Source organism: Mycobacterium adipatum, from assembly GCF_001644575.1.
GTDB classification, from domain to species: Bacteria; Actinomycetota; Actinomycetes; order Mycobacteriales; family Mycobacteriaceae; genus Mycobacterium; species Mycobacterium adipatum.
On the sequence record NZ_CP015596.1, the window covers coordinates 1,082,699 to 1,109,691 of the forward strand.

At 68.1% G+C, this 26,993-nt stretch carries 27 protein-coding genes and 3 tRNA genes; 21 read left to right on the top strand and 9 right to left on the bottom strand.

The genetic code is table 11. The annotated features are described in order from the left end of the window. The first annotated feature begins 90 nt into the window (after positions 1-90). From A7U43_RS04995 to A7U43_RS05010, 4 genes are all read left to right on the top strand, one after another. A tRNA-Ser gene (locus A7U43_RS04995) sits at positions 91-179 on the top strand. 54 nt (positions 180-233) lie between these two features. Then, a tRNA-Arg gene (locus tag A7U43_RS05000) sits at positions 234-306 on the top strand. A gap of 176 nt (positions 307-482) precedes the next feature. Then, positions 483-1,982: a multicopper oxidase family protein gene (locus A7U43_RS05005; protein WP_067991858.1), complete on the top strand. Its 1,500-nt coding sequence runs from the start codon at positions 483-485 to the stop codon at positions 1,980-1,982. A gap of 59 nt (positions 1,983-2,041) precedes the next feature. Beyond that, complete coding sequence (locus A7U43_RS05010; RefSeq protein WP_068001938.1) at positions 2,042-2,428, top strand: nuclear transport factor 2 family protein; 387 nt, start codon at positions 2,042-2,044, stop codon at positions 2,426-2,428. Here the strand turns inward: A7U43_RS05010 and A7U43_RS05015 are convergent. Next, on the bottom strand, positions 2,391-4,748 hold the full coding sequence (locus tag A7U43_RS05015) for a putative bifunctional diguanylate cyclase/phosphodiesterase (protein ID WP_067991861.1): 2,358 nt from the start codon (positions 4,746-4,748) through the stop codon (positions 2,391-2,393). The two genes, A7U43_RS05010 and A7U43_RS05015, sit on opposite strands and share 38 nt — an antisense overlap. 92 nt (positions 4,749-4,840) lie before the next feature. On the opposite strand from A7U43_RS05015, the gene A7U43_RS05020 reads away from it, so the two are divergent. Then, the gene (locus A7U43_RS05020) at positions 4,841-5,332 is read left to right on the top strand and encodes a metallophosphoesterase family protein (protein ID WP_067991864.1); all 492 of its coding nucleotides are present in this window, start codon (positions 4,841-4,843) and stop codon (positions 5,330-5,332) included. Between the two features lie 68 nt (positions 5,333-5,400). Further along, positions 5,401-7,326, top strand: coding sequence for an alkyl/aryl-sulfatase (locus tag A7U43_RS05025; protein WP_197499965.1), 1,926 nt, complete (start codon positions 5,401-5,403; stop codon positions 7,324-7,326). Positions 7,327-7,344: 18 nt separating this feature from the next. On the opposite strand, the gene A7U43_RS05030 is transcribed toward A7U43_RS05025, so the two are convergent. Continuing rightward, positions 7,345-8,106, bottom strand: a complete 762-nt coding sequence (locus A7U43_RS05030; protein ID WP_067991869.1) for an SDR family NAD(P)-dependent oxidoreductase — start codon at positions 8,104-8,106, stop codon at positions 7,345-7,347. A gap of 38 nt (positions 8,107-8,144) precedes the next feature. On the opposite strand from A7U43_RS05030, the gene A7U43_RS05035 reads away from it, so the two are divergent. Together A7U43_RS05035 and A7U43_RS05040 are read left to right on the top strand one after the other, a co-directional pair. Continuing rightward, positions 8,145-8,753, top strand: coding sequence for a histidine phosphatase family protein (locus A7U43_RS05035; RefSeq protein ID WP_068001941.1), 609 nt, complete (start codon positions 8,145-8,147; stop codon positions 8,751-8,753). A gap of 9 nt (positions 8,754-8,762) precedes the next feature. Next, a complete protein-coding gene (locus A7U43_RS05040) occupies positions 8,763-9,776 on the top strand; it encodes a phosphotransferase family protein (protein ID WP_067991872.1) in 1,014 nt (337 codons plus the stop codon). Here the strand turns inward: A7U43_RS05040 and A7U43_RS05045 are convergent. Next, the gene (locus tag A7U43_RS05045) at positions 9,773-10,132 is read right to left on the bottom strand and encodes a LapA family protein (RefSeq protein ID WP_067991875.1); all 360 of its coding nucleotides are present in this window, start codon (positions 10,130-10,132) and stop codon (positions 9,773-9,775) included. The two genes, A7U43_RS05040 and A7U43_RS05045, sit on opposite strands and share 4 nt — an antisense overlap. Positions 10,133-10,263: 131 nt before the next feature. Here A7U43_RS05045 and A7U43_RS05050 point away from each other — a divergent pair, with 131 nt between their 5' ends. From A7U43_RS05050 to A7U43_RS05070, 5 genes are read left to right on the top strand one after another with little or no spacing between them, the layout of a single operon-like run. Continuing rightward, positions 10,264-11,205: an ABC transporter substrate-binding protein gene (locus tag A7U43_RS05050; protein WP_067991879.1), complete on the top strand. Its 942-nt coding sequence runs from the start codon at positions 10,264-10,266 to the stop codon at positions 11,203-11,205. Positions 11,206-11,212: 7 nt separating this feature from the next. Further along, positions 11,213-12,334: an ABC transporter ATP-binding protein gene (locus A7U43_RS05055; protein WP_067991882.1), complete on the top strand. Its 1,122-nt coding sequence runs from the start codon at positions 11,213-11,215 to the stop codon at positions 12,332-12,334. Between the two features lie 3 nt (positions 12,335-12,337). Then, positions 12,338-12,994, top strand: coding sequence for an ABC transporter permease (locus A7U43_RS05060; protein WP_067991885.1), 657 nt, complete (start codon positions 12,338-12,340; stop codon positions 12,992-12,994). Then, on the top strand, positions 12,991-13,764 hold the full coding sequence (locus tag A7U43_RS05065) for an ABC transporter permease (protein WP_067991888.1): 774 nt from the start codon (positions 12,991-12,993) through the stop codon (positions 13,762-13,764). Before A7U43_RS05060 ends, A7U43_RS05065 begins: the two co-directional genes overlap by 4 nt. Next, positions 13,757-14,377, top strand: a complete 621-nt coding sequence (locus A7U43_RS05070) for a putative glycolipid-binding domain-containing protein (protein WP_231963532.1) — start codon at positions 13,757-13,759, stop codon at positions 14,375-14,377. The genes A7U43_RS05065 and A7U43_RS05070 overlap by 8 nt, the downstream gene beginning before the upstream one ends. On the opposite strand, the gene A7U43_RS05075 is transcribed toward A7U43_RS05070, so the two are convergent. Next, entirely contained in the window at positions 14,340-15,245 is a 906-nt protein-coding gene (locus A7U43_RS05075; protein ID WP_068001943.1) for a prephenate dehydrogenase, read from the bottom strand. The two genes, A7U43_RS05070 and A7U43_RS05075, sit on opposite strands and share 38 nt — an antisense overlap. 132 nt (positions 15,246-15,377) lie before the next feature. On the opposite strand from A7U43_RS05075, the gene A7U43_RS05080 reads away from it, so the two are divergent. The 3 genes from A7U43_RS05080 (at position 15,378) to A7U43_RS05090 (ending at position 16,545) form a co-directional block, all read left to right on the top strand. Beyond that, positions 15,378-15,896 carry a tRNA adenosine deaminase-associated protein gene (locus tag A7U43_RS05080; protein WP_067991893.1) on the top strand — a complete coding sequence of 173 codons (519 nt, stop codon included), beginning with the start codon at positions 15,378-15,380 and terminating at the stop codon, positions 15,894-15,896. Beyond that, on the top strand, positions 15,893-16,345 hold the full coding sequence (locus A7U43_RS05085) for a nucleoside deaminase (protein WP_067991896.1): 453 nt from the start codon (positions 15,893-15,895) through the stop codon (positions 16,343-16,345). The genes A7U43_RS05080 and A7U43_RS05085 overlap by 4 nt, the downstream gene beginning before the upstream one ends. 109 nt (positions 16,346-16,454) lie before the next feature. Beyond that, positions 16,455-16,545: transfer RNA gene (locus A7U43_RS05090), tRNA-Ser, on the top strand. Between the two features lie 46 nt (positions 16,546-16,591). On the opposite strand, the gene A7U43_RS05095 is transcribed toward A7U43_RS05090, so the two are convergent. Together A7U43_RS05095 and A7U43_RS05100 are read right to left on the bottom strand one after the other, a co-directional pair. Continuing rightward, positions 16,592-16,891 carry a thiamine-binding protein gene (locus A7U43_RS05095; protein ID WP_067991898.1) on the bottom strand — a complete coding sequence of 100 codons (300 nt, stop codon included), beginning with the start codon at positions 16,889-16,891 and terminating at the stop codon, positions 16,592-16,594. A 23-nt stretch (positions 16,892-16,914) separates the two neighbouring features. Next, on the bottom strand, positions 16,915-18,474 hold the full coding sequence (locus tag A7U43_RS05100) for an alpha/beta hydrolase (protein ID WP_156525846.1): 1,560 nt from the start codon (positions 18,472-18,474) through the stop codon (positions 16,915-16,917). Positions 18,475-18,643: 169 nt separating this feature from the next. Here A7U43_RS05100 and A7U43_RS05105 point away from each other — a divergent pair, with 169 nt between their 5' ends. Next, a complete protein-coding gene (locus A7U43_RS05105) occupies positions 18,644-19,819 on the top strand; it encodes a zinc-binding dehydrogenase (protein WP_067991903.1) in 1,176 nt (391 codons plus the stop codon). Between the two features lie 204 nt (positions 19,820-20,023). Here A7U43_RS05105 and A7U43_RS05110 read toward each other — a convergent pair whose 3' ends face one another. Beyond that, positions 20,024-21,346, bottom strand: coding sequence for a PE-PPE domain-containing protein (locus tag A7U43_RS05110; protein WP_067991905.1), 1,323 nt, complete (start codon positions 21,344-21,346; stop codon positions 20,024-20,026). Positions 21,347-21,444: 98 nt separating this feature from the next. Here A7U43_RS05110 and A7U43_RS05115 point away from each other — a divergent pair, with 98 nt between their 5' ends. Beyond that, positions 21,445-21,798 carry a DUF732 domain-containing protein gene (locus tag A7U43_RS05115; protein WP_082902025.1) on the top strand — a complete coding sequence of 118 codons (354 nt, stop codon included), beginning with the start codon at positions 21,445-21,447 and terminating at the stop codon, positions 21,796-21,798. A gap of 58 nt (positions 21,799-21,856) precedes the next feature. Here A7U43_RS05115 and A7U43_RS05120 read toward each other — a convergent pair whose 3' ends face one another. Beyond that, entirely contained in the window at positions 21,857-22,372 is a 516-nt protein-coding gene (locus tag A7U43_RS05120) for a lipoprotein LpqH (protein ID WP_068001948.1), read from the bottom strand. A gap of 118 nt (positions 22,373-22,490) precedes the next feature. Next, positions 22,491-22,931: a lipoprotein LpqH gene (locus A7U43_RS05125; RefSeq protein ID WP_067991908.1), complete on the bottom strand. Its 441-nt coding sequence runs from the start codon at positions 22,929-22,931 to the stop codon at positions 22,491-22,493. 57 nt (positions 22,932-22,988) lie between these two features. Between A7U43_RS05125 and tgt the strand changes: the two genes are divergently transcribed. The 3 genes from tgt (at position 22,989) to A7U43_RS05140 (ending at position 26,991) form a co-directional block, all read left to right on the top strand. Further along, a complete protein-coding gene (tgt, locus tag A7U43_RS05130; RefSeq protein ID WP_067991911.1) occupies positions 22,989-24,206 on the top strand; it encodes a tRNA guanosine(34) transglycosylase Tgt in 1,218 nt (405 codons plus the stop codon). Positions 24,207-24,225: 19 nt separating this feature from the next. Further along, positions 24,226-25,455, top strand: coding sequence for a cytochrome P450 (locus A7U43_RS05135; protein ID WP_067991914.1), 1,230 nt, complete (start codon positions 24,226-24,228; stop codon positions 25,453-25,455). 234 nt (positions 25,456-25,689) lie between these two features. Further along, a complete protein-coding gene (locus A7U43_RS05140; protein ID WP_067991917.1) occupies positions 25,690-26,991 on the top strand; it encodes an HNH endonuclease signature motif containing protein in 1,302 nt (433 codons plus the stop codon). The last annotated feature ends 2 nt before the right edge of the window (positions 26,992-26,993 follow it).

Here is a 26,993-nt window from a genome sequence, read left to right on the forward strand (position 1 = left end):
TGCGCGATGACGCGCTTTGCCTTCCGCCGTCCAGCCTGTGTAATCTGTGCGCTCGGCGGTTCCGGGGGTCCGGTACCCTCAGATCGTTCAGGAGGCGTGCCAGAGCGGCCGAATGGGACTCACTGCTAATGAGTTGTCCGCCTTAAAGCGGACCGGAGGTTCAAATCCTCTCGCCTCCGCTGCATAACTGAATAGTTCGACCAGCAAGACAAAGCTCCACCAGCAAGACCCGAGCGCCCGTAGCTCAACGGATAGAGCATCTGACTACGGATCAGAAGGTTAGGGGTTCGAATCCCTTCGGGCGCACACCAGCACCACCACGACTCCCGCGGCATGAGCGTTACGCCCGGGAGTCGTTGCTTCTGCGCACCGCGTCCCGCCGACGGCCGCACGCCTTGAACGAATCTTGACCGCACCGACACCAAACCCGTCGGCGACCCGGCGCACAGTCGAGGGACAACGTCGGCGGCGGGAGGACCGGGATGACCAGAAAGGCACGTGCCGGCACGGCGCTGAGCCGGCGCGGCTTCCTCGCCGCCGGCCTGCTCGGGGGCGCCGCCGTGGTCGCCTGCGGCCGTTCCACCCCCGCCCCGAACGGCGGCACCCCCGCCGACGCGATCGCCGCGGCCGAAGCCGCCCGACCGCACACCGGGAAGACGGTCAGCGCGCGGCTCGCCCCCGGACCGGCGGTCCTCGATCTGGGCGCGATCACGGCGCCCACCCAGGCCTACAACGACCAGCTTCCCGGGCCGCTGATCCGAGCCAACGTCGGCGACGAGATCGCCGTCACCGTGGACAACGCCCTGGACCGCCCGACGTCGGTGCACTGGCACGGACTCGCGCTGCGCAACGACATGGACGGCGCCGCGCCGGCCACCCCCGAGATCGCCCCCGGGGGGAGCTTCACCTATCGATTCACCTCGCCCGTGCCGGGCACCTACTGGGCCCATCCGCACACCGGCCTGGACACCGACGTCGGGCTGTACGTGCCGGTCATCATCGACGACCCCGCCGAGCCGGGCCGCTACGACGCCGAGTGGATCGTCATGCTCGACGACTGGACCTCCGGAGTCGGCAGCAGCCCCGAACAGATCTACGCGGGGCTGCGGTCCCCGGGCATGTCGGGCAGGGGCCACATGGGGCATATGCCGGGAATGGGCGGCGAGTCCGCCAGCGACCTGCTCGGAGGTGACGGCGGCGACGTCAGCTACCCGTACTACCTCGTCAACGGACGAGTCCCGGCCGCGGCGACGACGTTCACCGCCAAGCCGGGCCAGCGCATCCGCCTGCGCATCATCAATGCCGCCGCCGACACCGCGTTCCGGGTCGCGCTGGCCGGGCACCGGATGACGGTCATCGGGACCGACGGCTTCCCGGTGGTGCCCACCGATGTCGACGCCCTGCTACTCGGCATGGGGGAGCGCTACGACGTCATCGTGACCGCCGGGGACGGCGTGTTCCCCTTGGTCGCGTCGGCGGAGGGCAAGAACGCGGTTGCCCGCGCTCTGCTGTCCACCGCGGCGGGTAGCTCCCCGCCCCCCGACTACCGGCCGGCGGAACTGAACCGCCGGGTGGGCACGGTCGATACCTTCGCGGCCACAACGGAAGTCCAGCTGCCCTCGACCAGCGACCTCGCCCTGCACGCCCGGTTGTCGGGCGCCATGATGCGCTACGACTGGGCGATCAACGGCCGGCCCTATGACCAGCACGTCCCGTTGACGATCCAGCGGGGCCAGCGCGCCACCCTCACCTTCGCCAACGCCAGCATGATGTTCCATCCCATGCACCTGCACGGCCATACCTTCCAGGTGATCAAGGCCGACGGCAGTGCCGGCCCCCGCAAGGACACCGTGATCGTCAGGCCCATGCAGACCGTCACCGTCAGATTCGTCGCCGACAACTGGGGCGTATGGATGCTGCACTGCCACAACGGATACCACATGGACGCCGGGATGATGACCACCCTGGAATACACCGGCTGAATCCTGTGGGCGGCCCGGGTCTGCCCGAGCGGGGACGCCCGACTGGCAGGATGGGCACGATGACCCCGCAGGTGATCCAGCGCTGGATCGACTACATCGGTGACCACGACCCGACCCAACTCGACGAGCTGCTCGCCGAGGACGCGGTCTTCTACTCCCCGGCGGTCTTCACCCCGCAGCAGGGCAAGGCCACCACGGCCAAGTACCTGAATGCGGCCGCAAAACTCTTCGGTGGCACCGACTTCCACTACGTCGAACAGTGGTACGGCGAGCACTCGGCGATCCTGGAATTCCAGGCCACACTCGACGGTGTCGTCGTCGACGGAATCGACATGATCCACTGGGATGCCGACGGCAGGATCGTCTCGTTTAAGGTGATGATCCGGCCGTTCAAGGGGCTGCAGGCGGTCATACCGCGGATGGCGGAGCTGCTCTCCGCTCCTTGATGTCGGGTGCCGTGACATCCAGCTTGTCCTGCAGCGCAGTGGTGAACGACGGCTCGGCGAAATAGCTGCCCTGGGCCGCGGTGCAGCCGTACCCGCGCAGCAGTTCGGCGGTCGCGGCATCCTCCACACCCTCGGCGACGCTGGTGATCCCCAGCGTGTGGGTCAGTTTGATCACCGAATGCACGATCGCTGCCGCCCTCGGGTTCAGCAGCATCGGCGCCACGAAATTGCGGTCCAGCTTCAGTTCGTCGATCGGCAGATCCCGCAGGTAGCTCATGGTGGCGTAGCCGCTGCCGAAATCGTCGATGGAGACCCGGAATCCGGCATCGCGTAGTTGCTCGATGACATGGCGGGCCTGGCGCACATTGGCGAGCAGATAGTGCTCGGTGATCTCGATGGTCACCGCAGCCGGCGGCAGGCCGTGACCGGCCAGCACCGCTCCGATCCGCTCCGGCAGCGTGGCGTCGTTGAACGACGGCGCGAACAGGTTGATGGCCACCGGCACCTCCCGGATCCCGGGCCGGTACCAGGCGGCGGCATCGCGGGCCGCCTGCTCCAGCACCAGATCGGTCACCGCGCCCATCAATCCGTTGCGCCGGAGCAGGGGCAGGAACTGATGGGGCGTCAGCACCCCGAGATCGGGATGCGGCCAGCGCACCAGCGCCTCCACCCCGACGATGTCGCCGGTCGCCAGCGAGATCTGCGGTTGATAGGCCAGTCGCAGGTCGCCGCCGTCGACCACCCGGCGTAGCTCGCCGAGCAACCGGATCTCCGAGACCGGTGGGAGGCGAATCTGCCCGCTGTCACCCCACGCCGGTGTGGTGCCCACCTCGCCGATCTGCATGCCGGGAACGAACACCTGAACCCCGCCCACCCCGGAGCGCTTCGCCACGTACATCGCCACATCGGCACGCTTGAGCAGTTCTTCGGTGCTGATGGGCGGTTCGTCGAGTCCGGGCGCTTCGGCCAGCCCGATACTCGGGTGCATGTAGACGTCCTCACCGTCGAGGTGGAACGGCTCGTCGAAGGCGCACATCACGCGGCCCGCGATGTCCTCGGGTGTCTCCGGGCCGGCCTCGATGATGATCGCGAACTCGTCGCCACCGAGCCGGGCAACGGTGTGTCCCGGGGGGACACTGGGCACCAACCGGTCGGCGATCTCGCGCAGCAGCGCGTCCCCACTGTGGTGGCCGAGGTTGTCGTTGACGAGTTTGAAGTCGTCGAGGTCCAGCGACAGCACCGCCACCGGACGTCCGTCGCGGTGCTGCAGCGCGATCGCGTGGTCGAGGCGATCGGTGAACAGCAGCCGGTTCGCGAGCCCGGTGAGCGGATCACGGAACGCATGCTTGGCGACCTGCTCGAGCAGCCGCCGGTTCTCGACGAGAACGGTGAGTTGGCGGATCAACGTGGCGATCACCAGGACCGCCGCACCCAACACCACCGGGCGGATATCGGCGTCGGGCCACAGGTGGGCCACGGCGGCGACGACCGCGAACGGCATCGGCGCGTACGGCAGCCACATGAGGGTTGTCGGCATCGTCCGGCTGCCCGCGGCGGACCGGCCGCGTCTCACGGTGGCCGACATGGTCGCCGCCGCGGCGATCATCAGCAACCCGGTGACCTTGCTGATCATCGGGAAGCCGCCGGTTGGGTAGTCGCCGTCCAGCTGCATGTACAGCGCCGCGATATCACCCATGGCGATGGCGATGATGCCCGTGGTGAAGACACCGAGAATGTAGCGCCGGCCCGCCGGCACGGTGGTCAGCACCAACACCGACATGGTGACCATGGTCAGCGCGGCGATCGGGTAGACCGCGCCAAGCGCGGCGTGCACGGTACCGAAACGGTGGTCGGTGAACAGGCGCTGTAATACGGCCACCCAGACCAGCAGGAACAGCGCGGCGGCGATCACCGTGCCATCGAGCAGCTGCCGGACGACCGACAGTCGGCCTTTCGCGGCACGCAACATCCAGACCACGCCGACGGCGACGGGCAGCGCGAGGAAGCCGATATCGGCGACCGACGGGAACGGTGGCACGGCACCGACGACCACCTCGTGGTACGCCCGTATCGACCCGCCGACCACCCAGCCGAGGAAGCCGAACGCGATGGCGGTCCATCCGATCGCGATGGCGCCCCGGCCGGCGCGCGCGGCCATCGCCGCACACGCGCAGGTGAGTGCGCTGAACGCAACGAGGCCGACCGAGCTGACGATGGCCGTCACCTGCGCACCGCCCCAGCCGACAAGCAACCAGCAAACGAACGCCAGGTAAACCGCCGCGCCGGCGGCGTAGCCTGGGTTCCATCTGATCATGGGCATTACATGCAGCTTAAGACCACCACACGACGCGAAGACCACTTATTCGCCCAGCCGGTCCAGCAACATCGAGTGCTTGCGATAGCCTGCCAGGAATGCGGCTTTTGCTGATTTCCGATACCCACGTGCCGAAGCGGGCGAAGGACATGCCGGCACGGGTGTGGGATGCGGTCGACGAGGCCGACGTCGTGCTACATGCCGGGGACTGGATGGCGCCCGACCTGCTGGACCGGCTGCACGATCGTGCGCGGTTGCTGGTGGCGTGCTGGGGCAACAACGACGGTGAACAATTGCGTGCGCGGCTGCCCGAACGTGCCGATGTGACCCTGGGCGGGCTGCGCTTCACCGTCACGCACGAGACGGGGGCGGCCGCGGGACGGGACGAACGCATGGCGCTGCGCTACCCGGACACCGATGTGCTGGTGTTCGGGCACAGTCACATCCCCTGGGATACGACGGCATCGACCGGCCTGCGGCTGCTGAACCCGGGCTCACCGACCGATCGACGGCGCCAGCCCTTCTGCACCTACATGACCGCCACGGTCGAGGGCGGGGCGCTCGGCGCGGTCACCCTGCATCGGCTGTAGCCGCAGCGCAGCCGCCGGATTCGAGCGGCGCGTGCCGCCGCCGTTTGCGCCGCGCGCAGCGGCTCTGCATGGCAGGGTTTTCTCCCATGCAGCAGAAGCCGCCCACCGCCACCATCGCCGCCGCCAACCACGCCCACCGCGAGGACCTGCCGTTCACGGACACCCGGGATTTCGAGGACGCCGACCGCGGCTTCCTGGGGGCGCTGCAGCCGGGTGTGGTGACCGCCGCGGACGGCCGCGTGGTGTGGGACAACGACTCCTACGGCTTCCTGGACGGCGAGGCACCCGACAGCGTGCACCCCAGTCTGTGGCGCCAGTCCCAGCTGTGCGCCAAGCAGGGGCTCTATGAGGTGGTCAGGGCGAGCGGAGCGACGGGTGACGATGCGCCGGGCATCTATCAGGTCCGCGGTCTGGACCTGTCCAATATCAGCTTCATCGAGGGTGACACCGGCATCATCGTCATCGACCCACTGGTCTCCACCGAGACCGCGGCGGCGGCACTGGCGCTGTACCGGACCCACCGCGGAGACCGCCCCGTCGTCGCGGTGATCTACACCCACAGCCACGTCGATCACTTCGGCGGCGTGCTCGGCGTGACATCCCAGGCCGAGGTCGATGCGGGCAAGGTGGCGATCATCGCCCCGGAGGGCTTCACCGAGCACGCCGTCCAGGAGAACGTGTACGCCGGAACCGCGATGGCCCGTCGCGCCTCCTACATGTACGGGGCGGTGCTGGCTCGCGGCGCGCAGGGGCAGGTCGGTTGTGGCCTGGGGCAGTACCCGTCACTCGGTGAGGTGGCGCTGATCGTGCCCACCGTGGACATCAAGCGGACCGGCGAGACCCATGTCGTCGACGGGGTCGATATCGAGTTCCAGATGGCGCCCGGTACGGAAGCTCCCGCCGAGATGCATTTCTACTTCCCGAAGTTCCGGGCGCTGTGCATGGCCGAGAACGCCACCCACAACCTGCACAATCTGCTGACCCTGCGCGGTGCGCTGGTACGCGACCCGCACGGCTGGGCGGGCTACCTGACCGAGGCCATCGATACCTTCACCGATCGCACCGATGTGGTGTTCGCCTCGCACCATTGGCCGACCTGGGGACGGGATAACATCGTCGAATACCTTTCGCTGCAACGGGATCTGTATGCCTATCTGCACGATCAGACGCTGCGCCAGCTCAACCAGGGATTCACCGGGATCGAGATCGCCGAGAACTTCCAGATGCCGCCCGCGCTGGAGAAGGCCTGGCACACCCACGGCTACTACGGGTCGGTGAGCCACAACGTCAAGGCCGTCTACCAGCGTTACATGGGCTGGTTCGACGGCAACCCCGGCCGGCTGTGGCAGCACCCGCCGCAAGCACTCGGCCCGCGCTACGTCGCGGCGATCGGCGGTATCGACCGGGTGGTGGAACTCGCCAAGGACGCCTTCGATGACGGTGACTACCGTTGGGCGGCAACGCTGCTCGACCATGCGATCTTCACCGACGAGAATCATCAGGGTGCCCGCGAGTTGTACGGCGACACCTTGGAGCAACTGGCCTACGGCGCGGAGAACGCGGTGTGGCGCAACTTCTTCCTGTCCGGGGCCACCGAACTGCGGGACGGCAGTTTCGGCACCCCGACCCAGACGACCTCCCCGTCGCTGATGAGCCAGCTGACGCCGGAGCAGATCTTCGACACGCTGGCGATCAACATCAACGGTCCCCGCGCGTGGGATCTGGACCTGACGATCGACGTGCGCTTCGTCGACACCGCGACCGACTACCGGCTGACATTGCGCAACGGCGTGCTGGTGCACCGCAAGATCGCGAACCCGGCGAGCGAAGCGACGGCCACCGTCACGTTCGCGTCCAAGCTGCGGCTGTTGGCGTTCGCCGCCGGTGACCGCGACTCGCCGGGCGTGCAGTTCACCGGTGACGCCGCGGCCCTGCCCACGCTGCTCGGTGTGGTGGACCGGCCCGACCCCGGGTTCGCGATCATCACGCCGTAGTGGGGCCGGCGGAGCGAACTACGGCATGCCGCCGTCGACGCGCAGAATCGAACCGCTGGTGTAGCTCGACGCATCTGATGCCAGAAACAGTGCGGCGCCGATGATCTCGGGAGGATTGCCGAGTCGCTTCAGTGCGAAGTGCCGCGCTCCGGCCTGGGTCGCTTCGAGGTCCCAGGCGTCACTGATATCGGTCAGGAAGGGCCCGGGCATCAGGGTGTTGACCCGCACCGTCGGTCCGTAGGCAAGGGCGAACCCCTCGGTCAGTGCATTGAGCCCGGCCTTGGAGGCCGCGTAGGGCAGGAAAGCCGGATCGGGTTTGCGAGAGCCGCTGGTGCTGACGTTGATGATCGAACCGCCACCGTCGGCGACCATGCGTTCCCCGACCAACGCCGAGAGCCGAAACGGGCCCTTGAAATTCAGGTTCATCACCGAGTCGAACAACTTCTCCGACACCGACGTCAGCGAGTCGTACAGCGGTGACATGCCGGCGTTGTTGACCAGGACGTCGACCTTGCCGAACCGGTCGTACGCCGCGTCGACCAGCCCGTCGAGCTGATCCCACCGCCCGACGTGCACCTGGTAGGGAAAGGCGGCGCGGCCGGTGGCCGCGGTGATCTGTTCGGCGGTGGCCACGCACGTCTCGTAGTTACGGCTGGCGATGACCACGTCGGCGCCGCATGCGGCCATCGCGAAGGCCATCTCACGGCCCAGCCCTCGACTGCCGCCGGTGATCAGCGCCACCCGCCCGGTCAGGTCGAACAGTCTGTCGGCGTAACCCATGTCCGGTCCTCCTCGGTGTGCCGCCATATGGTGTCACGGTGCAGCTTCTTCTGGTCCGACACGCGTTGCCGTTACGGAGCGAGCCCGGTGAGGGGTCCGATCCGCACCTGTCCGAGCAGGGATTGGCGCAAGCCGCCCGGCTGCCCGACGCGCTGTCCCGTTTCTCGATCACCCGACTGGTGAGCAGCCCGCAGCGCCGCGCCATTCAGACCGCGGGCCCCCTGGCCGACAAGCTCGGCCTGGAGGTCGGCGTCGACGAACGCCTCGCCGAGTACGACCGCGACCTCGGTCACTACATCCCGATCGAGCAGATCGCCAAGGAGAACCCGCAGGAGCTGGCTCGGCTGATCTCGGGGCGGCTGCCCAGCACGGTGGACGAGACGGCGTTCCGGGATCGGGTGGTCGCCGCCGTGGGCGACCTGGCCACCGTCACCCCCCACGAGGAGACCGTCGCGGTGTTCAGCCACGGCGGTGTCATCAACGTGCTGCTGCACCACATCCTGGGCACCGAGCGGTTGTTGTCCTTCCATGTCGATTACGCCTCGGTGACCCGGCTGCTGGTCTCACGCAGCGGCAAGCTGTCCGTCGCGGCGGTCAACGGCACCGAACACGTATGGGATCTGCTACCGAGAAACACGCAATGGTAGAAAAGCCCGGTGAACTCTCTGGCCGGACTTGATCTCGACGCCCTGGACGCCCACCTACGCGCCGAGGGCATCGCCCGCACCGGTGAACTGCGCGCCGAGCTGATCTCCGGTGGCCGCTCCAACCTGACCTTCCGGGTGTTCGACGACGCGTCCACATGGGTGCTGCGCCGCCCGCCGCTGCACGGGCTGACCCCGTCGGCGCACGACATGGCCCGTGAGTACACGGTGGTCGCGGCACTGGCCGACACCGCGGTGCCGGTGGCCCGCGCGGTCACCATGCGCAACGACGACTCCGTGCTCGGAGCGCCGTTCCAGATGGTCGAGAACGTCGAGGGCCGCGTGGTTCGCAGCGCCGACGAGCTGGCCGAACTCGGCACCGCGGCGGTCATCGAGGCGTGTGCCGACGCCCTGATCAAGGTATTGGCCGACCTGCACGCCGTCGATCCGCAGGCGGTCGGGCTCGGCGATTTCGGCAGGGCGGACGGCTACCTGGAGCGTCAGGTACGCCGCTGGGGTTCGCAGTGGGATCACGTGCGGCTGCCCGAGGATTCCCGCGATGCCGATATCACGCGGCTGCATTCGGCTCTGGCGGAACGGATTCCGGTAAGCCCGCGGGCCTCGATCGTGCACGGCGACTACCGCATCGACAACACCATCCTGGACACCGACGACCCGACGATGGTGCGCGCGGTGCTGGACTGGGAACTGTCCACTCTCGGTGACCCGCTCTCGGATGCGGCGCTGATGTGTGTCTACCGCGACCCGAACTTCGACGATGTGCTCGGTATGCGGGCGGCCTGGACATCCGAGCTGCTGCCGCCGGCCGATGACCTGGCACAGCGGTATGCGGTGGCCAGTGGCCAGGAGCTGCAGAACTGGGACTTCTACATGGCGTTGGCCTATTTCAAGCTGGCCATCATCGCCGCCGGGATCGATTTCCGCGCCCGCGAGGGTGGCGAGGCGTCCGCGGCGGTCGGTGAGGCCGTGGCCCCGTTGATCGCCGAGGGACTCAAGCTCGTCTAGACGGCGCGCCGCGCCGCCTTCAGGTTCTTGCGCGCCGCGATGCGCAGCTGGACGATGCGGGCCGCGCCGACGAGCACCGTGAGCAGACCCCCGCCGACCGCGGCCAGCAGCAGCGCCACGCCCAGCGGCAGCGTCCAGTTCCAGCCGAGGAAGTGGAAGGTGCCGGCGTCGGTGTTCTGGGCGATGAAGATCAGCAACACGATCAGGATCAGGAATCCGATGATCAGTGACGACCACAGCGCGGCGGCCCTGGTGAACTTGACCGCGTCCTCCGGCGGGGGCGGCGGCTCCGCGCCACCGTGTGGTTCGAAAGGCTGCTCCGGCTCGGCCGGCAGCGCGTAGGGGTCGGTCGTCATGGTCTCATCTTGCCCGTTCGGGCGGGATTGCAAACCATCTCACGCTGAGTTAAAGCCCGGCATGTCGCTGCGGCGCCCGTTACTGTCGAGCAACTGGCACGCGTCACACAGCATCGGGCCGAGGGGACGGTATGCGCTGCATCAAGACTCTGGTGATCGCCTGTACCGCCGCGCTGGCGGTGCTGAGCGCGGGTTGTGGAAGTTCCAACCCGCTCGGTGGGGGAGAGATATCGGGTGACCTGAAATCGATCACCGTCGGCTCGGCGGACTTCACCGAGTCCAAGATCATCGCTGAACTCTATGCCCAGGCGCTGGAGGCCAACGGCTTCACCATCAAACGACAGTTCGGCATCGGCAGCCGGGAGACCTATATCCCTGCGGTGCAGGACCATTCCATCGACCTGATCCCCGAGTACACCGGGAATCTGCTGCAGTATTTCGACCCGCAGGCGACCGCGACCACCTCCGATGCCGTGCTGCTGGCGTTGCTGAAGGCGCTGCCGGGTGACCTGTCGATCCTGTATCCCTCGCCTGCCGAGGACAAAGACACCCTGGCGGTATCCGAGGCGACCGCGCGGGAGTGGAACCTGACGTCCATCGCCGATCTGGCGGCGCGCTCGCCGGAGGTGAAAATCGGTGCGCCATCGGAATTTCAGACCAGGCAGACCGGTCTGGTGGGCCTGAAGGAAAAGTACGGCCTGGACATCGCGCCGGCGAACTTCGTCTCGATCAGTGACGGAGGTGGTCCAGCGACCGTGCAGGCGTTGACCGGTGGCACCGTCACCGCCGCCAATATCTTCAGCACATCGCCGGCCATCGAGAAGAACAATCTGGTGGTTCTCGAAGATCCCGAGAATGCGTTCCTGGCCGCGAACGTGGTGCCGCTGGTCGCATCGCAGAAGATGTCGGACGAGCTCAAGTCCGTTCTGGATGCCGTCAGCGCCAAGCTGACCACCGAGGCGCTGATCCAGCTGAACACCTCGGTCGAGGGCAATGACGGTGTGGACCCCGACGAGGCGGCCGCACAGTGGATCACGGACAACGGTTTCGACCAACCACTGCCGGGTAAGTGAGAGCGCGATGATCACCTTCACGAACGTCACCAAGAAGTACCCGGATGGCACCGTCGCCGTCGATGACCTCACGCTCGAGGTACCCGAGGGCACGCTGGCGGCGTTCGTCGGGCCGTCGGGCTGCGGTAAGACGACCTCGATGCGGATGATCAACCGGATGATCGAGCCGACCTCGGGCACCCTCACCGTCAACGGCGAGGACGTGACCCAGGTCGACCCGGTCAAACTGCGGCTCGGTATCGGCTATGTGATCCAGAGCGCCGGACTGATGCCGCATCAGCGGGTCGTCGACAACGTCGCCACGGTGCCGGTGCTCAAGGGGGAGTCGCGGCGCAGCGCGCGCAAGGCCGCCCTCGAGGTGCTCGAGCGCGTCGGCCTGGATCCCAAACTGGCGCAACGTTATCCGTCTCAGCTTTCCGGCGGTCAGCAGCAGCGGGTGGGGGTGGCCCGCGCGCTGGCCGCCGACCCGCCGATCCTGCTGATGGACGAGCCGTTCAGCGCGGTGGACCCGGTGGTGCGTGAGGAGCTGCAGGCCGAGATCCTGCGGCTGCAAAGCGAACTGCGCAAGACCATCGTCTTCGTCACCCACGATATCGACGAGGCGGTCAAGCTGGGGGACAAGGTCGCTGTGTTCGGGAGGGGCGGGGTGTTGCAGCAGTACGCCGAGCCGGCCTTCGTGTTGTCCAACCCGGCCAACGAACTGGTGTCCGGGTTCGTCGGCGCCGACCGCGGCTATCGCGGACTGCAGTTCTTCGACGCGACCGGGCTGCCGCTGCACGATATCCGCACCGTCGCCGAGGACGATATCGACCGGCTGGAGCTGGCGCCCGGCGAGTGGGCGCTGGTGATCCGCGGTGAGGGTGACGGCGCGGGCAAACCGTTCGCCTGGATCAATGTCGAGGGGGTGCAGGTGCATCGCAATGGAAGTGCGTTGTACGACAGCACTATCGGCGGTGGATCCTTCTTCCGGCCCGGCGGCTCGCTGCGGCTGGCGTTGGACGCGGCGCTGTCCTCGCCGTCCGGCCTCGGGGTGGCCGTCGACGAGGACGGCGGCCTGCTGGGTGGCGTGCAGGCCGATGACGTGCTCGCGGCGCTGAAACAACAGCGCCAGGTCCCGAAGGTCGGGTAGGCCTTGAACTATCTGCTGACCCACCTCGACGACGCCTGGTCGCTGGCGCTGATCCATCTGCGGCTGTCGCTGGTGCCGATCGTGCTGGGATTGCTCATCGCGGTACCGATCGGGGCCGCGGTGCAGCGCACCACCCTGACGCGGCGCGCCGTCACCGTGCTCGCCAGCATCATCTTCACCATTCCGTCGCTGGCGTTGTTCGTGGTGCTGCCGTTGGTCATCCCGACCCGCATCCTCGACGAGGCGAACGTCATCGTCGCCCTCACCCTGTACACCACCGCACTGCTGGTGCGCGCCGTGCCCGAGGCGCTGGACGCTGTCCCGCCGGACGTGCTCGACGCGGCCACCGCGGTGGGCTACCGGCCGCTCACCCGGATCGTCAAAGTCGAACTGCCACTTGCTATCCCCGTGCTCATCGCGAGCCTTCGGGTGGTCGCGGTGACCAATATCTCGATGGTGTCGGTCGGTTCGGTGATCGGCATCGGTGGCCTGGGTACCTGGTTCACCGAGGGCTACCAGGCCAACAAGAGCGGCCAGATCATCGCCGGCATCATCGCGATCTTCGTGCTGGCGGTGGTGATCGACACGCTGATCCTGCTGGCGGGTAAGGCGCTGACCCCCTGGGACAGCGGCGCTCGGGCCAAGGCGGGTGCGCGATGAACTTCCTGCAGGAAGCGCTGTCCTACATCGTCACCGCGGCGAACTGGTCCGGGCCGGCCGGTCTCGGCATCCGGATCGCCGAACACCTGCAGTACACCGCGATCGCGGTCGTGTGCTCGGCGTTGATCGCCATCCCGGTCGGACTCGTCATCGGGCACACCGGCCGGGGCACCTTCGCGGTGGTCACGGCCGTCAACGGACTGCGGGCGCTGCCCACCCTCGGGGTGCTGCTGCTCGGCGTGCTGCTGTGGGGGCTGGGTCTGATCCCACCGACGGTCGCGCTGATGCTGCTGGGAATTCCACCGCTGCTGGCCGGTACCTATTCGGGCATCGCGAACGTCGACCGCGCCGTCGTCGACGCGGCCCGGGCGATGGGCATGACCGAGCGGCAGGTGCTGCTGCGGGTCGAGGTACCCAACGCGCTCCCGCTGATCCTCGGTGGCCTGCGCACCGCGACCCTGCAGATCGTGGCCACCGCCACCGTCGCCGCCTATGCCAGCCTGGGCGGGCTGGGGCGCTACCTGATCGACGGCATCAAGGTCCGCGAGTTCTATCTGGCGCTGGTCGGTGCGCTGATGGTGACCGCGCTCGCCCTCGTCCTCGACGCGGCGCTGGCCCTGGTGGTGTGGCTGTCCCAACCGGGTGGCGACCGTTTCGGTGGACGGGCGCACCGGTTACCGCAGCCACTGCTCGATGACGAAGTGGTACTCGAATCCCCCAACGCGGCTACGAAGCCCGGCGACGTTCGCATACGGTATGAGGGTGACTGAACCAGCCCCACAACCAGGCACGGGAGCCGCGATCGACGCTGGCGGCTCCTGGCCGGCGATCCTGACCTGGCGCGCGCACGATGTGCCCCGGATGGAGTCGGTGCGCGTGCAGCTCTCGGGCAACCGCATCAAGGCCTACGGCCGCATCGTCTCGGCCGCGACGTCCTCGGATCCCGCGTTCAGTGCGTCCTATGACCTGGTCACCGATGAGACGGGGGCGACCAAGCGGTTGTCGCTGACCATGACGCTCGCCGAACGCGAACGACAGCTGTCCATCGCTCGTGACGAAGAGGGCATGTGGCTGGTGCGCGATCACCAGAACCAGACCACCCGGGCCGCATTCGACGGGGCACTGGATGTGGACGTCGTCTTCAGCCCGTTCTTCAATGCACTGCCGATTCGCCGCACCGGGCTCCACCAGCGGACGGACTCCCTGCAACTGCCCGTGGTCTATGTGCGGCTGCCCGAACTGAGCGTGCGGCTGGAGACGATCAGCTACAGCAGCGCCGGCGCGAACGGGATCGAGCTGAAGTCCCCGGTCGCCGAGACCACCATCACCGTCGACGACGACGGCTTCATCCTCGACTATCCCGGACTGGCAACGCGGATCTGATCACCCCGCCGGCCCGGCCGGCAGCGGCGAGTTCGTCCCGCCAGCCCGGGGCGCCGATGGTGACGGCGAGGATGTCGGGCCTGCTGAAGCTGTCGTAGCGCATCCTGGCCGCGTGGCCCGCCTCCACCAGATCGGCCACCGAGCTGTGCGCGGCCAGCCGGTCGCGCGCCCCGGCGAGCAACGCGATGGCGCGGTCCAGGCCGGTCAGCAGCTGTTCTGAGTTCGCCTCACACATGGCGCGCACCAGATCGGGGGCGGTGGCCGCGACCCGGGTGCCGTCGCGGAACGAGCCGGCGGCCAGCGCGAAGGCCAGCGGGACATCGCCTGCGGTCACCGCCAGCGTCTCGGCCAGCAGATGGGGAAGATGCGAGATCGCGGCGGCCGCGCCGTCGTGCTCGTCGGAGCGCGCGGGAACCACGAACGCGCGGCAGTCCAGCGCCAGCCGCATCACGCTCGCCCAGACGGCGGCGTCGACACCGTCGTCCACGCTGACCACCCAGGGGGTCCCGGCGAACAGGTCCTGCTCGCCTGCGGCCCACCCGGAGTGCGCGGTCCCCGTCATCGGGTGCCCGCCGACGAAGTTGGGTCGCAGTCCGGCGGCCTCGACCTGGGCCAGCACCGGGCCCTTCACGCTGATGACATCGGTGAGCGGACAGTCCGGGGCGATGGCGCGGATGCGCTCGAGCATGGCGCCCAGCGCCGGCATCGGGACGGCGAGCACGATCAGCGATTCGGTCTGTGTGGCGCGAGACAGTGCCTCGTCGAGGGAGTCGGTGGCGTCGAACCCGTCGAACTGTGCGGCCTTCACACCGTCCACCGAGCGGTTGTAGCCGAACACCTCGCGACCGGCGGCGGTCGCCGCCCGCATCAGGGATCCGCCGATCAGTCCCAGTCCCAGCACGCATACCGGAGTCGAGGTCACGGTCCTAGGTTGGCACACGGACGGGGCCCCGGTGAATAGGTGGTCAAAGGTCCCGGCCGGGGACTACCGTTAGCGCTCATGGGAGCACAGCGTGCGCCGGCGCAGGAGGCTGCCAGCCTGCCCGGCGGATTCGGAGTCGCGGTCGTCCGGGAGGACGGCAAATGGCGGTGTACTCCGTTGCGCAGGGGTGCGCTCAACAGCCTCACGGTGGCCGAGACCGAGTTGCGGGAGCTGCGCAGTGCGGGCGCCGTTTTCGGGTTGCTCGACGTCGACGAGGAATTCTTCGTCATCGTGCGGCCGGCCCCGGCGGGCACTCGGCTGCTGCTCTCGGATGCCACCGCGGCGCTGGACTACGACATCGCCGCCGAGGTGCTCGACAAGCTGGACTCCGATATCGACGACGAGGATCTCGAGGACGAGGACCCGTTCGAGGAGGGCGATCTCGGGGTGCTCGCCGATATCGGCCTGCCCGCGGGCGTGCTCGGGGTGATCATCGCCGACGACGAGATGGAGATCGACGAGCAGATCGCCGCGATCGCCGAGCGGATGGGCTTCGACAGTGAACTGAGCTCGGTGCTCGACAAACTGGGTCGGTGAAGCCGGATCAGGAGCTGATCCGGCTCGCCCTGCAGGCCGCCCGCGCCGCGCCCGTCGACGAGGTGCCGATCGGCGCGGTGGTGTTCGCACCCGACGGCTCCGAACTGGCCCGCGCCGCCAATGCCCGTGAAGCCCTGGGTGATCCGACCGCGCACGCCGAGATCCTGGCGATGCGGGAAGCTGCCGCCCGGCTCGGTGACGGGTGGCGGCTGGAGGGCTGCACGCTGGCCGTCACCGTCGAGCCGTGCACCATGTGCGCGGGCGCGCTGGTGCTGGCGCGGATCGGGCTGCTGGTGTTCGGGGCGTGGGAACCCAAGACCGGCGCGGTGGGCTCGCTGTGGGATGTGGTGCGCGATCGCCGCCTCGTGCACCGGCCGCAGGTGCGCGGTGGGGTGCTGGAGCAGGAGTGCGCGGGGCTGTTGGAGGAGTTCTTCGCGCGGCGACGCTGAGCGCCTCCGTTTTCTACGTGGTGGTCGTTCTCGGAGTGCGATCGCAGCCCTCACGTAGAAAACGACGCGCGATTATGGCCAACCGGCTGTGCCCGGTAAGCTGCCTCCCGGTGGCGTGTCCGAGCGGCCTAAGGAGCACGCCTCGAAAGCGTGTGACGGGTAACCCCCGTCCGAGGGTTCAAATCCCTCCGCCACCGCCACAGCTCCCCATCGGTAACCACTGGTGGGGAGCTTTTTGGTCACCGGCTACTCGCCGAGTGCCCGCTCCAGGCGTTGCACCTTCGCGCTGAGCTGGCCGGTGTGCCCGGGGCGGATGTCGGCCTTGAGCACCAGGCCGACCCGCGGCGACACGGCCGCCACCGCGTCCACGGCCTGTTTGACCACGGCCATCACCTCGTCCCACTCGCCCTCGATATTGGTGAACATCGCGTTCGTCTCGTTGGGCAGACCGGACGCCCGCACGATGCGGACGGCTTCGGCGACCGCACGGTGCACGCCACCGTCGTCATCGGCGGCGGACGGGGTCAGGCTGAACGCGACGATCATGGCGTCCAGCCTGGCACAGCCCGTCAGACCGCGATGGTGACGAACCGGGCCGCGGGCAGCGCCGCACCGATCACCGTGCCCTGGGCCGTCCCGTTGGGGGTGGCGATCGGCAGCGTCGATCCGGGGGCCAGGTCATCGCCGTTGTCGGTGTCCCCGGCGAACCAGTCGTTGAACCACTCGGCGGACAGCTGGGCGACCGCCGGCGGGTTCTGCGGCTGCGGGAAGCCCGCGATCAGGTAGGCGCCGAACTGGATGAGCGCGTTGCCGCCCTTCATCGAGTCCATGTGCACTCCGCCGGACAGCACCACCCCGTTGAACCGTCCGGGCCGCGCCGCGTTCAGATCTGCTTTGAGGGTGCTGATGAAGTTGAAGGCGTTGCGGGGTGCGCCGATCTCGCGGACCGGGATGTAGCGGCCGGTGGCGTCCTCATAGGCCGCCAACTTGGCCAGTGCGACCGCCATGGTGTTGCCGGTGGGCACGCCGTCCAGGGTGATCACCCCGACCAGATCGTCGGCGGCACCCTTGTCCACGAGGTAACCGGCCACCGCCGACACCAGCCCCGCGCCCGCCGAGTGCCCGGCCAGGCCGAACTTCTCCGGCAACTGCGCCTGGGCTGGGTCCAGCCCGTACCGGGTGGCGAAGCCGGCGGCCAGCGCGCTGTCGGTCAACGCCTGCCGGTCGCCGACGAACAGGTCGGCGATGGCGGCGGCCATCCCGGAGCCGTTGATCCAGTTGTCGTCACCGCCGAAGGGATTCGACGAGATCGTCGGTGTGACGACGATCGCGCCCGTCGACTCGGCGAGATTCGCCGCGGTGAAGCTGTACATCGGGCCGAGCGCGAAGAAGCCGTGCTGCAACACGATCAGCTTCTCCGGCACCTCCTCGCCCTCGGGGTAGTACCAATTCGCCCGTACCCGCTGTCCGGTGGACAGCAGGATGGTGGAGTTGCGGACCGTCACCGTGCTGTTCGGCGGCAGCACCGGCGGTCCGGTGAGCAGCGCCTCCAATGCCTGCAGCGAATTGAACGCCAGCGAGCCGATGCCGTTGGTGCCCCTGCCCACCACGCCCTGCAACCAGCGGATCAGGTTCGGCGGTGATGCCGCAGCGGCCTGCACGGGTGCCGGCGCCGGTGGGGCGGCCAGAGCCAGCGACGCGCCCGGTTGCGCGGCGATCCTGGCGACCGCGGCCGCGCCGCCACCGCCGATATCGGTCACCGCGGGCGTCGCGACGGTGAGCGCGGGCAGTGCGGTGTCGGCTGCGACGGGCACCGCGCGCTCGGGTGCGCTCGCGCTGACCGGCCCCGAACGCGGTTTGAGCGCCGTCATCGCGTCGGTCCGCGCGGTCAGGTTGCGCTTCTTTTTCTTCGGGGTCTCGCTGACGGGGTCGTCGGCCGGTTCATCGGGGGCCGCCGCTTCGGGTTCGGCCTCGGCCGAGGAGTCCGGTGCGGTACCGGACGTGGGGCCGGCGGGGCCGTCGGTCTGGGTGCTGGTCGTCGACTCCGACGCACCCGATTCAGACCCCGACGACGACGTCGAATCGTCGGCCGTTGCTACGCCCGCGCCCGCCAGGACCGCGGCTGACACCCCGGCAGACAACAGTCCTGCACTGACCCACGTGGCAAGCCGCTCCATAAAATCCCCTGACGATTGAAACAAGCAAACTCCATCCTGCCCGATTATTGACATCAGCGAAAGATCCGCGCGTGGTTTTGCCCACCCGGCCATACTCGGATACTGACGAAGGGAAATACCGATGAAGGCTGTCAGCTGTGTATCCGGCGAGTTGTCCGTGGTCGACATCCCCGCGCCGCGCCCGGCGCCCGGGCAGTTGCTGCTCGACGTGCGGCGATGCGGGATCTGTGGGTCCGATCTGCACGCCAAGGACCACGCCGACGAATTGACCGAGGTGATGGAGGCCGTCGGATACCCCGATTTCATGCGGGGGGACACCCCCACCGTCATGGGTCACGAATTCTGCGGGGCGGTGGCCGAGCGCGGCAAAGGCGTGGCCAAGGAATTCAAGGTCGGCACCACCGTGGTGTCGTTCCCGCTGCTGCGGGCAAACGGCGGCGTGCACTTGACGGGCCTCTCGCCGCTGGCCCCGGGCGGTTATGCCGAACAGGTACTTGGCGAGGCCGCCATGAGCTTCGTGGTACCCAACGGGCTCGACGTGGACACTGCCGCGCTCACCGAACCGATGGCGGTCGCGCTGCACGCGGTACGGCGCAGCGAGATCGCGCGTCGCGACACCGCGATCGTGATCGGCTGCGGCCCGGTCGGGTTGGCCGTCATCTGCCACCTCAAGGCCAAGGGGGTGGCCACCATCATCGCCAGCGACTATTCACCGACCCGCCGCGCGCTTGCCGCGCGCTGCGGCGCCCATGTGGTGGTCGATCCCGCGCAGGATTCGCCATACGACCGGGCCGCCGCGAAGAAGGGGGTCATCACCGCCGCCCCCGATCTGTATGAACTCGGTATGGGCTCGATGGAGAAGTTGCGCAAGGTTCCGGGCTGGGCCCATCTCTACCGGCTGGCCGACAAGCTGGGGGCGGCCGGCCCCAAGAGCCCGGTGATCTTCGAGTGCGTCGGGGTGCCGGGCATGATCGACGGCGCCGTCGCCGCCGCGCCGGTGGCCAGCAAGGTGATCGTGGTCGGGGTCTGCATGGGCGATGACCGGTTGCGCCCGGCGATGGCCAACGGCAAGGAGATCGATCTGCGATTCGTCTTCGGTTACACCCCGCTGGAGTTCCGGGACACCCTGTACCTGCTGGCCGACGGCAAGGTCGACGCCTCGGCGCTGGTCACCGGCACGGTCGGCCTGAACGGGGTGGCGGCCGCGTTCCGGGCGCTGGGGGACCCGGAGTCGCAGGCCAAGATCCTGATCGATCCGCGCAGTGCGGCCGTTGAGCCGGCTTCGCCTGCTGCTTGAAAGCTGTTCACCGGCAGTTCTTTTCGGTCGTGACTTTGGTCAAATGCGGCGTGTGCCAACCACGTTGGTGCGCGCCGTATGCGACAGTCGAGACATCATGGCGAGCAGAGTGGGGCGCAACATGACATGGCGTGACCCGTTGTCATTGTCGTTCGAGGTGCATCGCCGGGTGTTGTTGGCCCGCCTGCGCCGCCACCAGCGGCGTCAGGCGGCCTCGGCGCCGCCGTCGCGGCTGTCCTGAGCGGAGTCCGCCGACCGGGCCGGTGACTGGGCCGTCTTCGGGCCGGTCCGGTTGCCGCCGAACGCAGCACGCGGGGAGTCGCGCAACGTCACGACGGGACCGGGTGTTCGCCGGATGGACCTCGGTGCCGGGACATCCTCTGGCTCGGACAGCGCGCCCGCGTCGACGGACTCGGCCTCGGCCTGCGGCACCGCCTCGGCCTGCGGCACCGCCGCGGCCTGCGGCACCGCCGCGGCCTGTGTCGCCGCTGCGGTGGCCGGCGGCGCCACCGGGGCAGGGGCCGCCGGGCGCGTGATGCCCAGCAGGTTTTCCAGGCCTTCGCGCACGGCCCCGGGGACGGCGTTGAGCGCCTCGATGATCTTGCGCGGCGGGGTGAACAGTGAGAACGGTGTGCGCACTTCGGGATTCAGGTTCAACCGGTCGGTGTAGCCCATGTCCACGATGACCCGCAGCAGCGGTTCGACCAGCCCGAGCAGGCGTTCCGCCGGGCCGGACACCCCCAGGTGGTAGGCGATATCGCGCAGCGGGCCCAGCAGCGGAAGACGCGAGGCCGGCACCAGGATGTAGGTCTCGGTACCGCCGCTGACCGGGTCGGTCACCGACTTGACCAGGTTGTCCGGGTCGGTGGGGTCGGCCGCGTCATACCAGTTGTCGACATGGGCGTACTTGTGCCCCAGCACGGCGTTCAGGATCGCCACCGGATTGAAGTAGGCGGGAAAATCGCCCCACAGGTCGTACTCGTTGACGATGTAGGTGGTGTCGTACTGGCTCGGCTGTCCCGGGCCCATCGCGGACACCACATTGGGGATGGCGATACCGGGAAACCGCGCGAAGATGCCGCCGTTGGGGACGAACGGCGTGGCGATCTGCAGGAAGCTCAGATCCAGTGGCGACGGCGGATCGTCGGCCGCCGCGACATCGCGCTTGAGCTGTTCGACGAGCAGGGCGCCCAGCGAGTAGCCGGCGACCAGCACCGTGCCGGAGGTCGTTGCCAGCTGCTGGTGCAACACCGGCATCCCCACGCGGACGCTGCGATCGAGGTTCAGCGAGGCCGGATACTCGACACCGATGTAGCTGTACCCGGGGGGCACGGCGGTCTGGTTCAGCTTGACCGGTACCCGTTCGGAGAGCGGGTCGCTGCTCCCGCCGACACCGATCACGGTGTTGACCAGCGCCACCACCGGCCGCCAACCCCCGGACCCGAGCGCCTGCCCGCCGACGAGCGCGATCGTCACCGCGACCGCGAGCAGCGTTGCGGAAAGTGCTCGGTGTCGTGCTCCGGTCATGTACGTCCCCCCTCGACGAACAGGACGGTACATCGGTATGGACATCCGCAACCGGGATTTGCGACGTCTGCATCGCCGGGAGATTAGAGTCAGGCCGCATGAAGGTGCTACGGGGATTGGTCGCGGCCGCCGCGATCACGGTGGGATTCGGTGGACTGTCCACGACGACGGCCCCCGCGGCCGACGCCGATGTGGTGGCCTATCTGGTGAACGTGCACGTGCGGCCGGGCTACAACTTTCCCAATGGCGATGTCGCCATCGCCTACGGGCGCACCGTCTGTGACCGGGTCGCGGCCAAGATGCCGTATGCCCAGCTGGTCGACCAGCTCAAGGCCGACTTCCACACGAGCGACTATTACCAGGCCGGTTACCTGATCAATCAAGCCGTCAACGAGCTGTGCCCGGCGCAGATCTGGCAGCTGCGCGAATCGGCCGCCGGGTACACGGCCTGACACGAGAACGGCGGCACCCCCGGACAAGGATGCCGCCGTCGTCCCGCTGCGCCCTGGATCAGGGGCAGGTGACCTCGATCTCGAAGGGCTTGCTCACCGGGGTCATCGGGTTGGCCATGTCCACACCGGTGGCGGTTCCGGTGATCTTGTAGGTGTTGCCGTCCTTCTCCGCCTTCGCCTCGCCACCGGCGCCTGCGGCGTAGCCGAGGGTCACACCGTTGACGTTGCCCAGCCCGACCGAGGTGACGGTGGGGCTGTCACCCTCGCTGACGACGGCGGCGATGCCGGTGGTGGCCTCGCCGATGGCGATGTTCACGTTGCCGCCCATGGCGGCGCACACGATGCTGCCGTTGACGGCCTGTTCCTGGCCGTCGATGACGACCTTGGTGGTGCCCGAGCCGGTGGCCGCGGTGGGCGACTCCGAGGCTGCTGATGTCTCCGAGGCCGAGGATGCCGCGGCGCTCGTCTCAGAAGAGCTGGATGCCGATGAGGACTTGTCGTCGGATGAACAGCCGGACAGGCCGGCGATGAGGAGCGCCGCACCACTCACGGCAACTACGAAGCCACGCTTCACCACTGATCTCCTTTGGTTGTGCGATCAATCAAGATCGCCGGATGAACCCCCAGCAGTATGTGCGCCGGTGGGCGCGTCGTCATCGGATTGCGCGAAAATCTTGTCTGACTGCGACACATCAGCAGGACACCCGGAGGGTGAACTTTCCGTCGGTGGTGAAACTGGGTGCGTCGGTGCGAAATCCCGTCGCCGTTCCGGAGATGACGAACGTCGGGCCCACCATGGAGACCTCGGCGTCCGCCTCGCCGAGCCCGGTGTTGTAGTTGCCGGTGAATCCGGCCAGGTCACGGATGGCGACGGAGTCGGCGGTGAGGTCATCGCCGGCGGACACCAACGCCGTCGTCCCCGATGTGTCGTTGCCGGTGGTGATGGCGGTCTGGAAGCCCATCGGCGAGCATTGCACCTGGTGGGTGGTGCCGCCGTCGCGGCCGTCGATGGTGATCTGCGCGGTGCCCGCGGCGAGCGCCCCGTCGGGCAATGCGGCGGCGTCAGGTTCCGACGAGCATGCCGCGCAGGTCGCCACGGCCGCCGCGATCAGGGTCAACGCTGCGATTCTCATGGACCCGAATGTACGGCCGAGCGGGGCCGGACGTGCCGGAGTTGGTTGAATGTCCGGGTGAATGAGCAGTTCTTCGAGGTGCGGGCCGACCTGCCCGGGCGGGCCGGACGGGTGGGCACCATCCACACCCCCCACGGCGATATCCAGACTCCGGCGTTCATCGCTGTCGGCACCGCGGCCACCGTCAAGGCGGTGCTGCCCGATACCATGAAAGACCTTGGTGCACAGGCGGTTCTGTCCAATGCCTATCACCTCTACCTGCAGCCCGGTCCGGATGTGGTGGACGAGGCGGGTGGCCTGGGAGCCTTCATGAACTGGCCGGGGCCGACCTTCACCGACAGCGGCGGCTTCCAGGTGATGTCCCTGGGGGTCGGGTTCAAGAAGGTGCTCGCCATGGATGCCAGCCGGGTACAGGCCGACGATGTCATCGCTGCGGGTAAGGAACGTCTCGCCCATGTCGACGAGGACGGGGTGACGTTCCGCTCGCATCGCGACGGGACCACGCACCGCTTCACCCCGGAGGTGTCCATCGGCATCCAGCACCAACTGGGCGCCGACATCATCTTCGCCTTCGACGAGCTGACCACCCTGGTGAACACCCGCAGCTATCAGGAGCAGTCGGTGCGGCGCACCCACGACTGGGCCGTGCGCTGCGTGGCCGAGCATCGCCGGCTCACCGAGGTGCGCCGTGACAAGCCCTATCAGGCGCTGTTCGGCGTGGTCCAGGGCGCGCAGTACGAGGATCTGCGCCGCCAGGCCGCACGCGGCCTGGCGGAGATCGGGTTCGACGGGTTCGGCATCGGCGGTGCACTGGAGAAGCAGAATCTGGCGACCATCGTCGGCTGGGTGACCGAGGAACTGCCCGACGACAAGCCACGGCATCTGCTCGGCATCAGCGAGCCCGACGATCTGTTCGCCGCGGTGGCCGCCGGTGCGGATACCTTCGACTGCGTGTCCCCGTCCCGGGTGGCCCGCAATGCGGCGGTGTATTCGGCCACCGGGCGTTTCAACATCACCGGGGCGCGCTTCAAACGCGATTTCACCCCGATCGACGACGAATGTGACTGTTACACCTGCGCCAACTACACCAGGGCCTATATCCATCACCTGTTCAAGGCCAAGGAGATGTTGTCCTCGACGTTGTGCACCATCCACAACGAGCGTTTCATCATCTCGCTGGTGGACCGGATTCGTCAGTCGATCCTCGACGGCCGCTTCGACGAGCTGCAAACCGAGGTCCTGGGTCGCTATTACGGCAGCTCGGCGGCGTCGTAGATGTTGGGAGCATGAGCCGATGACGAGCGACGGCGCCACGGACGCGCGGCTGCTGCTGATGCAGCTGCTCGACCCGGCGAACCGGGCGGACCCCTACCCACTGTTCGCGCGGATCCGCCGGCTCGGACCACTGTCCATGCCGGAATCGCGCATGACGGTGTTCTCCAGCTTCGCCGATTGCGATGCGGTGCTGCGCCACCCGCAGTCGTGCAGCGACAGTATGAAATCCTCTGTTGTGCAACAACATTTGGCATCAGGCGCGATGCCGCCGCGTGGCAACACCCCGGGATTTCTGTTCCTGGACCCGCCGGATCACACCCGGCTGCGCAAGCTCGCGCAGCAGGCGTTCGCGCCGCGGGTGGTACGTGCGCTGGAACCCGAGATCGACGCCATGGTCGACCGCCTGCTCGACGCGATGGCCGAGGTGGGCTCGGCGGACCTGATCGCCGATCTGGCCTATCCGCTGCCGGTGGCGGTCATCTGCCGACTGCTCGGGGTTCCGGTCCGCGACGAACCCCGGTTCAGCAGCGCCGCTGCGCTGGTGGCCCAGGCGCTGGACCCGATCATGTCGATCACCGGTGCGCCCGATCCGCAGGCCGACGTGCGGCTACAGGCCGGTGCCTGGCTGCGCGAGTACCTCGGCGAACTCGTCGAGCGGCGGCGCGCGGAGCCCGAGGAGGATCTGATCTCGGCGCTGATCGCCGCCGAGGAGGACGGTGATCAGCTGACGGCGGACGAGATCGTGGCGACCTGCAACCTGCTGCTCATCGCCGGGCACGAGACGACGGTCAACCTGATCGCCAACGCCGCCCAGGAGATGTTGCGGACCCCGGCGCACTGGGCGGCCTTGGCCGCCGATCCGAGTCTGGCCGCGTCAATCGTCGAGGAGACGCTGCGTTTCGACCCGCCGGTGCAGTTGGTCATGCGCATCGCCGGGGCGGACCTGCGCATCGGTGCCATCGACATCCCCCGGGGTGACACCATGCTGCTGCTGTTGGCGGCTGCTCAGCGTGATCCCGCCATGTATGACCGGGCGGGAGAGTTCCGACTCGACCGCGAGTCGGCACGGCATCTGTCCTTCGGGCTCGGTCCGCACTTCTGCCTGGGTGCCCCGCTGGCCCGGCTCGAGGCCCGGCTGGCGCTGGCCAAGCTGACCGCACGGTTCCCGAAGGCGCGGTTGAATGCGGATCCGGTCTACAAACCAAATGTCACTCTCCGCGGTTTGGCGACGCTTTCCGTCGCCTTGTAGTGTCCGGCTGAACCCCCGAAACCGTGTCTGATGTCCTGGTAGATCCACTTGCGCGAGTGAGGCGACAGGCGTAGCATCGAACACAAGTTCGAATGCGACGTTGCTCCCATCGCCACTCGGTGAGCACAGACCGCGACTTCGGTCGCCGCGAGGTTCGATGGCCCCTTGGGGGCTGTGTGGACCGTTGTGACTGATCGTGCCCCGTGGGCACCTTCTGTGAAAGCCGGTATCCCTATGGACGCCACTGATCTCGACACGTTCATTGACGCGCTGATCGATGACCTCACCCCGGTGCCTGCGCGGGATGAGGATCGCACTCTGTTTCATCTGCTGGACTGCCCGCGCCGGATCGTCGATGAACAGGCACTGCTGGCGGTGCTGGCCGCTGCGGTGGTGGCCCGCAATTTGGTCGACCATGTCATCGCCCAGGCGGTCGCGGCCGCCGAACGTGTGGGCGTACCGGCACGGAAACACCTGCGCACGGGCGCTGATCTGTTGACCAGTCTGGGGGTGGCGCCCGGTGCGGCGCACCGGGCCGCACGGGTGGGGCGGGCGGCGCACATGCTGCCGGCGTTGACTCGGGCCCAGCGCCTCGGTGGGGTCGGAATCGAGTTCGCCGACGCGGTCGGCAAAGGGGTCACCCACATCCACAACCGGGTGTCGTTGTCCGATGAGGACCGGGCTGCGGTGGTGACGACGTTGATGATCCAGACGACCCCCTCCGGTGTCGATACGAAGGCCCGCGAGATCGCCATCGGCAAAGCCCAATCTCAGCCACCCGACGACGGGGTGGTGCCGGTCGCCGAGAACAGCGATCTCAACGAGATGACCGTGGTGCAGACCGAGGACGGGCGGGTCTCGGCCAGCCTGGACCTCGACATACTCACCGGGGAAGAACTGCTCGCCGCCTTGGATCCGTTGTGCCGGCCGGTGCCGCTGCCGGACGGGTCCCCGGACCCCCGCCCGACTGGGCGGCGCCGCGCGGACGCGTTCGGGCAGCTGTTGCGCACCCACCTGTCACACTCGCAGCGCCCGATGAGCGGCGGGGTGCTCCCGCACGTCACCCTCATCAGGCCCACCCCGGTGGGTGTGGACTGCCTGGGGTTCACCGGGCCGGTCAGCACGCGCACCGCTGAGCTCATCACCTGCGACAGCACCCTGACCTCGGTGTTCGTCGATGGGGCCGGCGCACCGCTGGACGTGGGGCGCGCCGAACGATTGTTCACGCCGCTGATCCGCAAAGGCCTGGCCGTCCGCGACGGTGGCTGTGCGCATCCAGGGTGCGGGCGCCCGGTGTCGTGGTGCGACGCCCACCACATCCAACCCTGGAGCAACGGCGGGCACACCAGCAGCGACAACGGGGTGCTGCTGTGCCGACTGCACCACAGCGCGATCCACCACGGCGGCTGGCAGGTCTACCTCGGCCCGGATCGCCACCCCTGGTTCATCCCACCCCACGACCCGGCCGGCCCACAACCGGCACATCTGCGCTCCCACGCCCGACGCACCATGACCGACCTACCCACCGCCGCATAACC

Excerpts from the sequence above, each read along its gene's own strand:
- A7U43_RS05140 (WP_067991917.1), top strand. The coding sequence starts at position 25,690 with ATGGACGCCACTGATCTCGACACGTTCATTGACGCGCTGATCGATGAC.
- A7U43_RS05125 (WP_067991908.1), bottom strand. The coding sequence starts at position 22,931 with ATGAGAATCGCAGCGTTGACCCTGATCGCGGCGGCCGTGGCGACCTGC.
- A7U43_RS05080 (WP_067991893.1), top strand. The coding sequence starts at position 15,378 with ATGGGAGCACAGCGTGCGCCGGCGCAGGAGGCTGCCAGCCTGCCCGGC.
- A7U43_RS05075 (WP_068001943.1), bottom strand. The coding sequence starts at position 15,245 with ATGCGGGCGGCGACCGCCGCCGGTCGCGAGGTGTTCGGCTACAACCGC.
- A7U43_RS05015 (WP_067991861.1), bottom strand. The coding sequence starts at position 4,748 with ATGCCCATGATCAGATGGAACCCAGGCTACGCCGCCGGCGCGGCGGTT.
- A7U43_RS05025 (WP_197499965.1), top strand. The coding sequence starts at position 5,401 with ATGGCAGGGTTTTCTCCCATGCAGCAGAAGCCGCCCACCGCCACCATC.
- A7U43_RS05045 (WP_067991875.1), bottom strand. The coding sequence starts at position 10,132 with ATGACGACCGACCCCTACGCGCTGCCGGCCGAGCCGGAGCAGCCTTTC.
- A7U43_RS05110 (WP_067991905.1), bottom strand. The coding sequence starts at position 21,346 with ATGACCGGAGCACGACACCGAGCACTTTCCGCAACGCTGCTCGCGGTC.
- A7U43_RS05135 (WP_067991914.1), top strand. The coding sequence starts at position 24,226 with ATGACGAGCGACGGCGCCACGGACGCGCGGCTGCTGCTGATGCAGCTG.
- A7U43_RS05095 (WP_067991898.1), bottom strand. The coding sequence starts at position 16,891 with ATGATCGTCGCGTTCAGCCTGACCCCGTCCGCCGCCGATGACGACGGT.
- A7U43_RS05020 (WP_067991864.1), top strand. The coding sequence starts at position 4,841 with ATGCGGCTTTTGCTGATTTCCGATACCCACGTGCCGAAGCGGGCGAAG.
- A7U43_RS05030 (WP_067991869.1), bottom strand. The coding sequence starts at position 8,106 with ATGGGTTACGCCGACAGACTGTTCGACCTGACCGGGCGGGTGGCGCTG.
- A7U43_RS05105 (WP_067991903.1), top strand. The coding sequence starts at position 18,644 with ATGAAGGCTGTCAGCTGTGTATCCGGCGAGTTGTCCGTGGTCGACATC.
- A7U43_RS05005 (WP_067991858.1), top strand. The coding sequence starts at position 483 with ATGACCAGAAAGGCACGTGCCGGCACGGCGCTGAGCCGGCGCGGCTTC.
- A7U43_RS05050 (WP_067991879.1), top strand. The coding sequence starts at position 10,264 with ATGCGCTGCATCAAGACTCTGGTGATCGCCTGTACCGCCGCGCTGGCG.
- A7U43_RS05065 (WP_067991888.1), top strand. The coding sequence starts at position 12,991 with ATGAACTTCCTGCAGGAAGCGCTGTCCTACATCGTCACCGCGGCGAAC.
- A7U43_RS05115 (WP_082902025.1), top strand. The coding sequence starts at position 21,445 with ATGAAGGTGCTACGGGGATTGGTCGCGGCCGCCGCGATCACGGTGGGA.
- A7U43_RS05055 (WP_067991882.1), top strand. The coding sequence starts at position 11,213 with ATGATCACCTTCACGAACGTCACCAAGAAGTACCCGGATGGCACCGTC.
- A7U43_RS05010 (WP_068001938.1), top strand. The coding sequence starts at position 2,042 with ATGACCCCGCAGGTGATCCAGCGCTGGATCGACTACATCGGTGACCAC.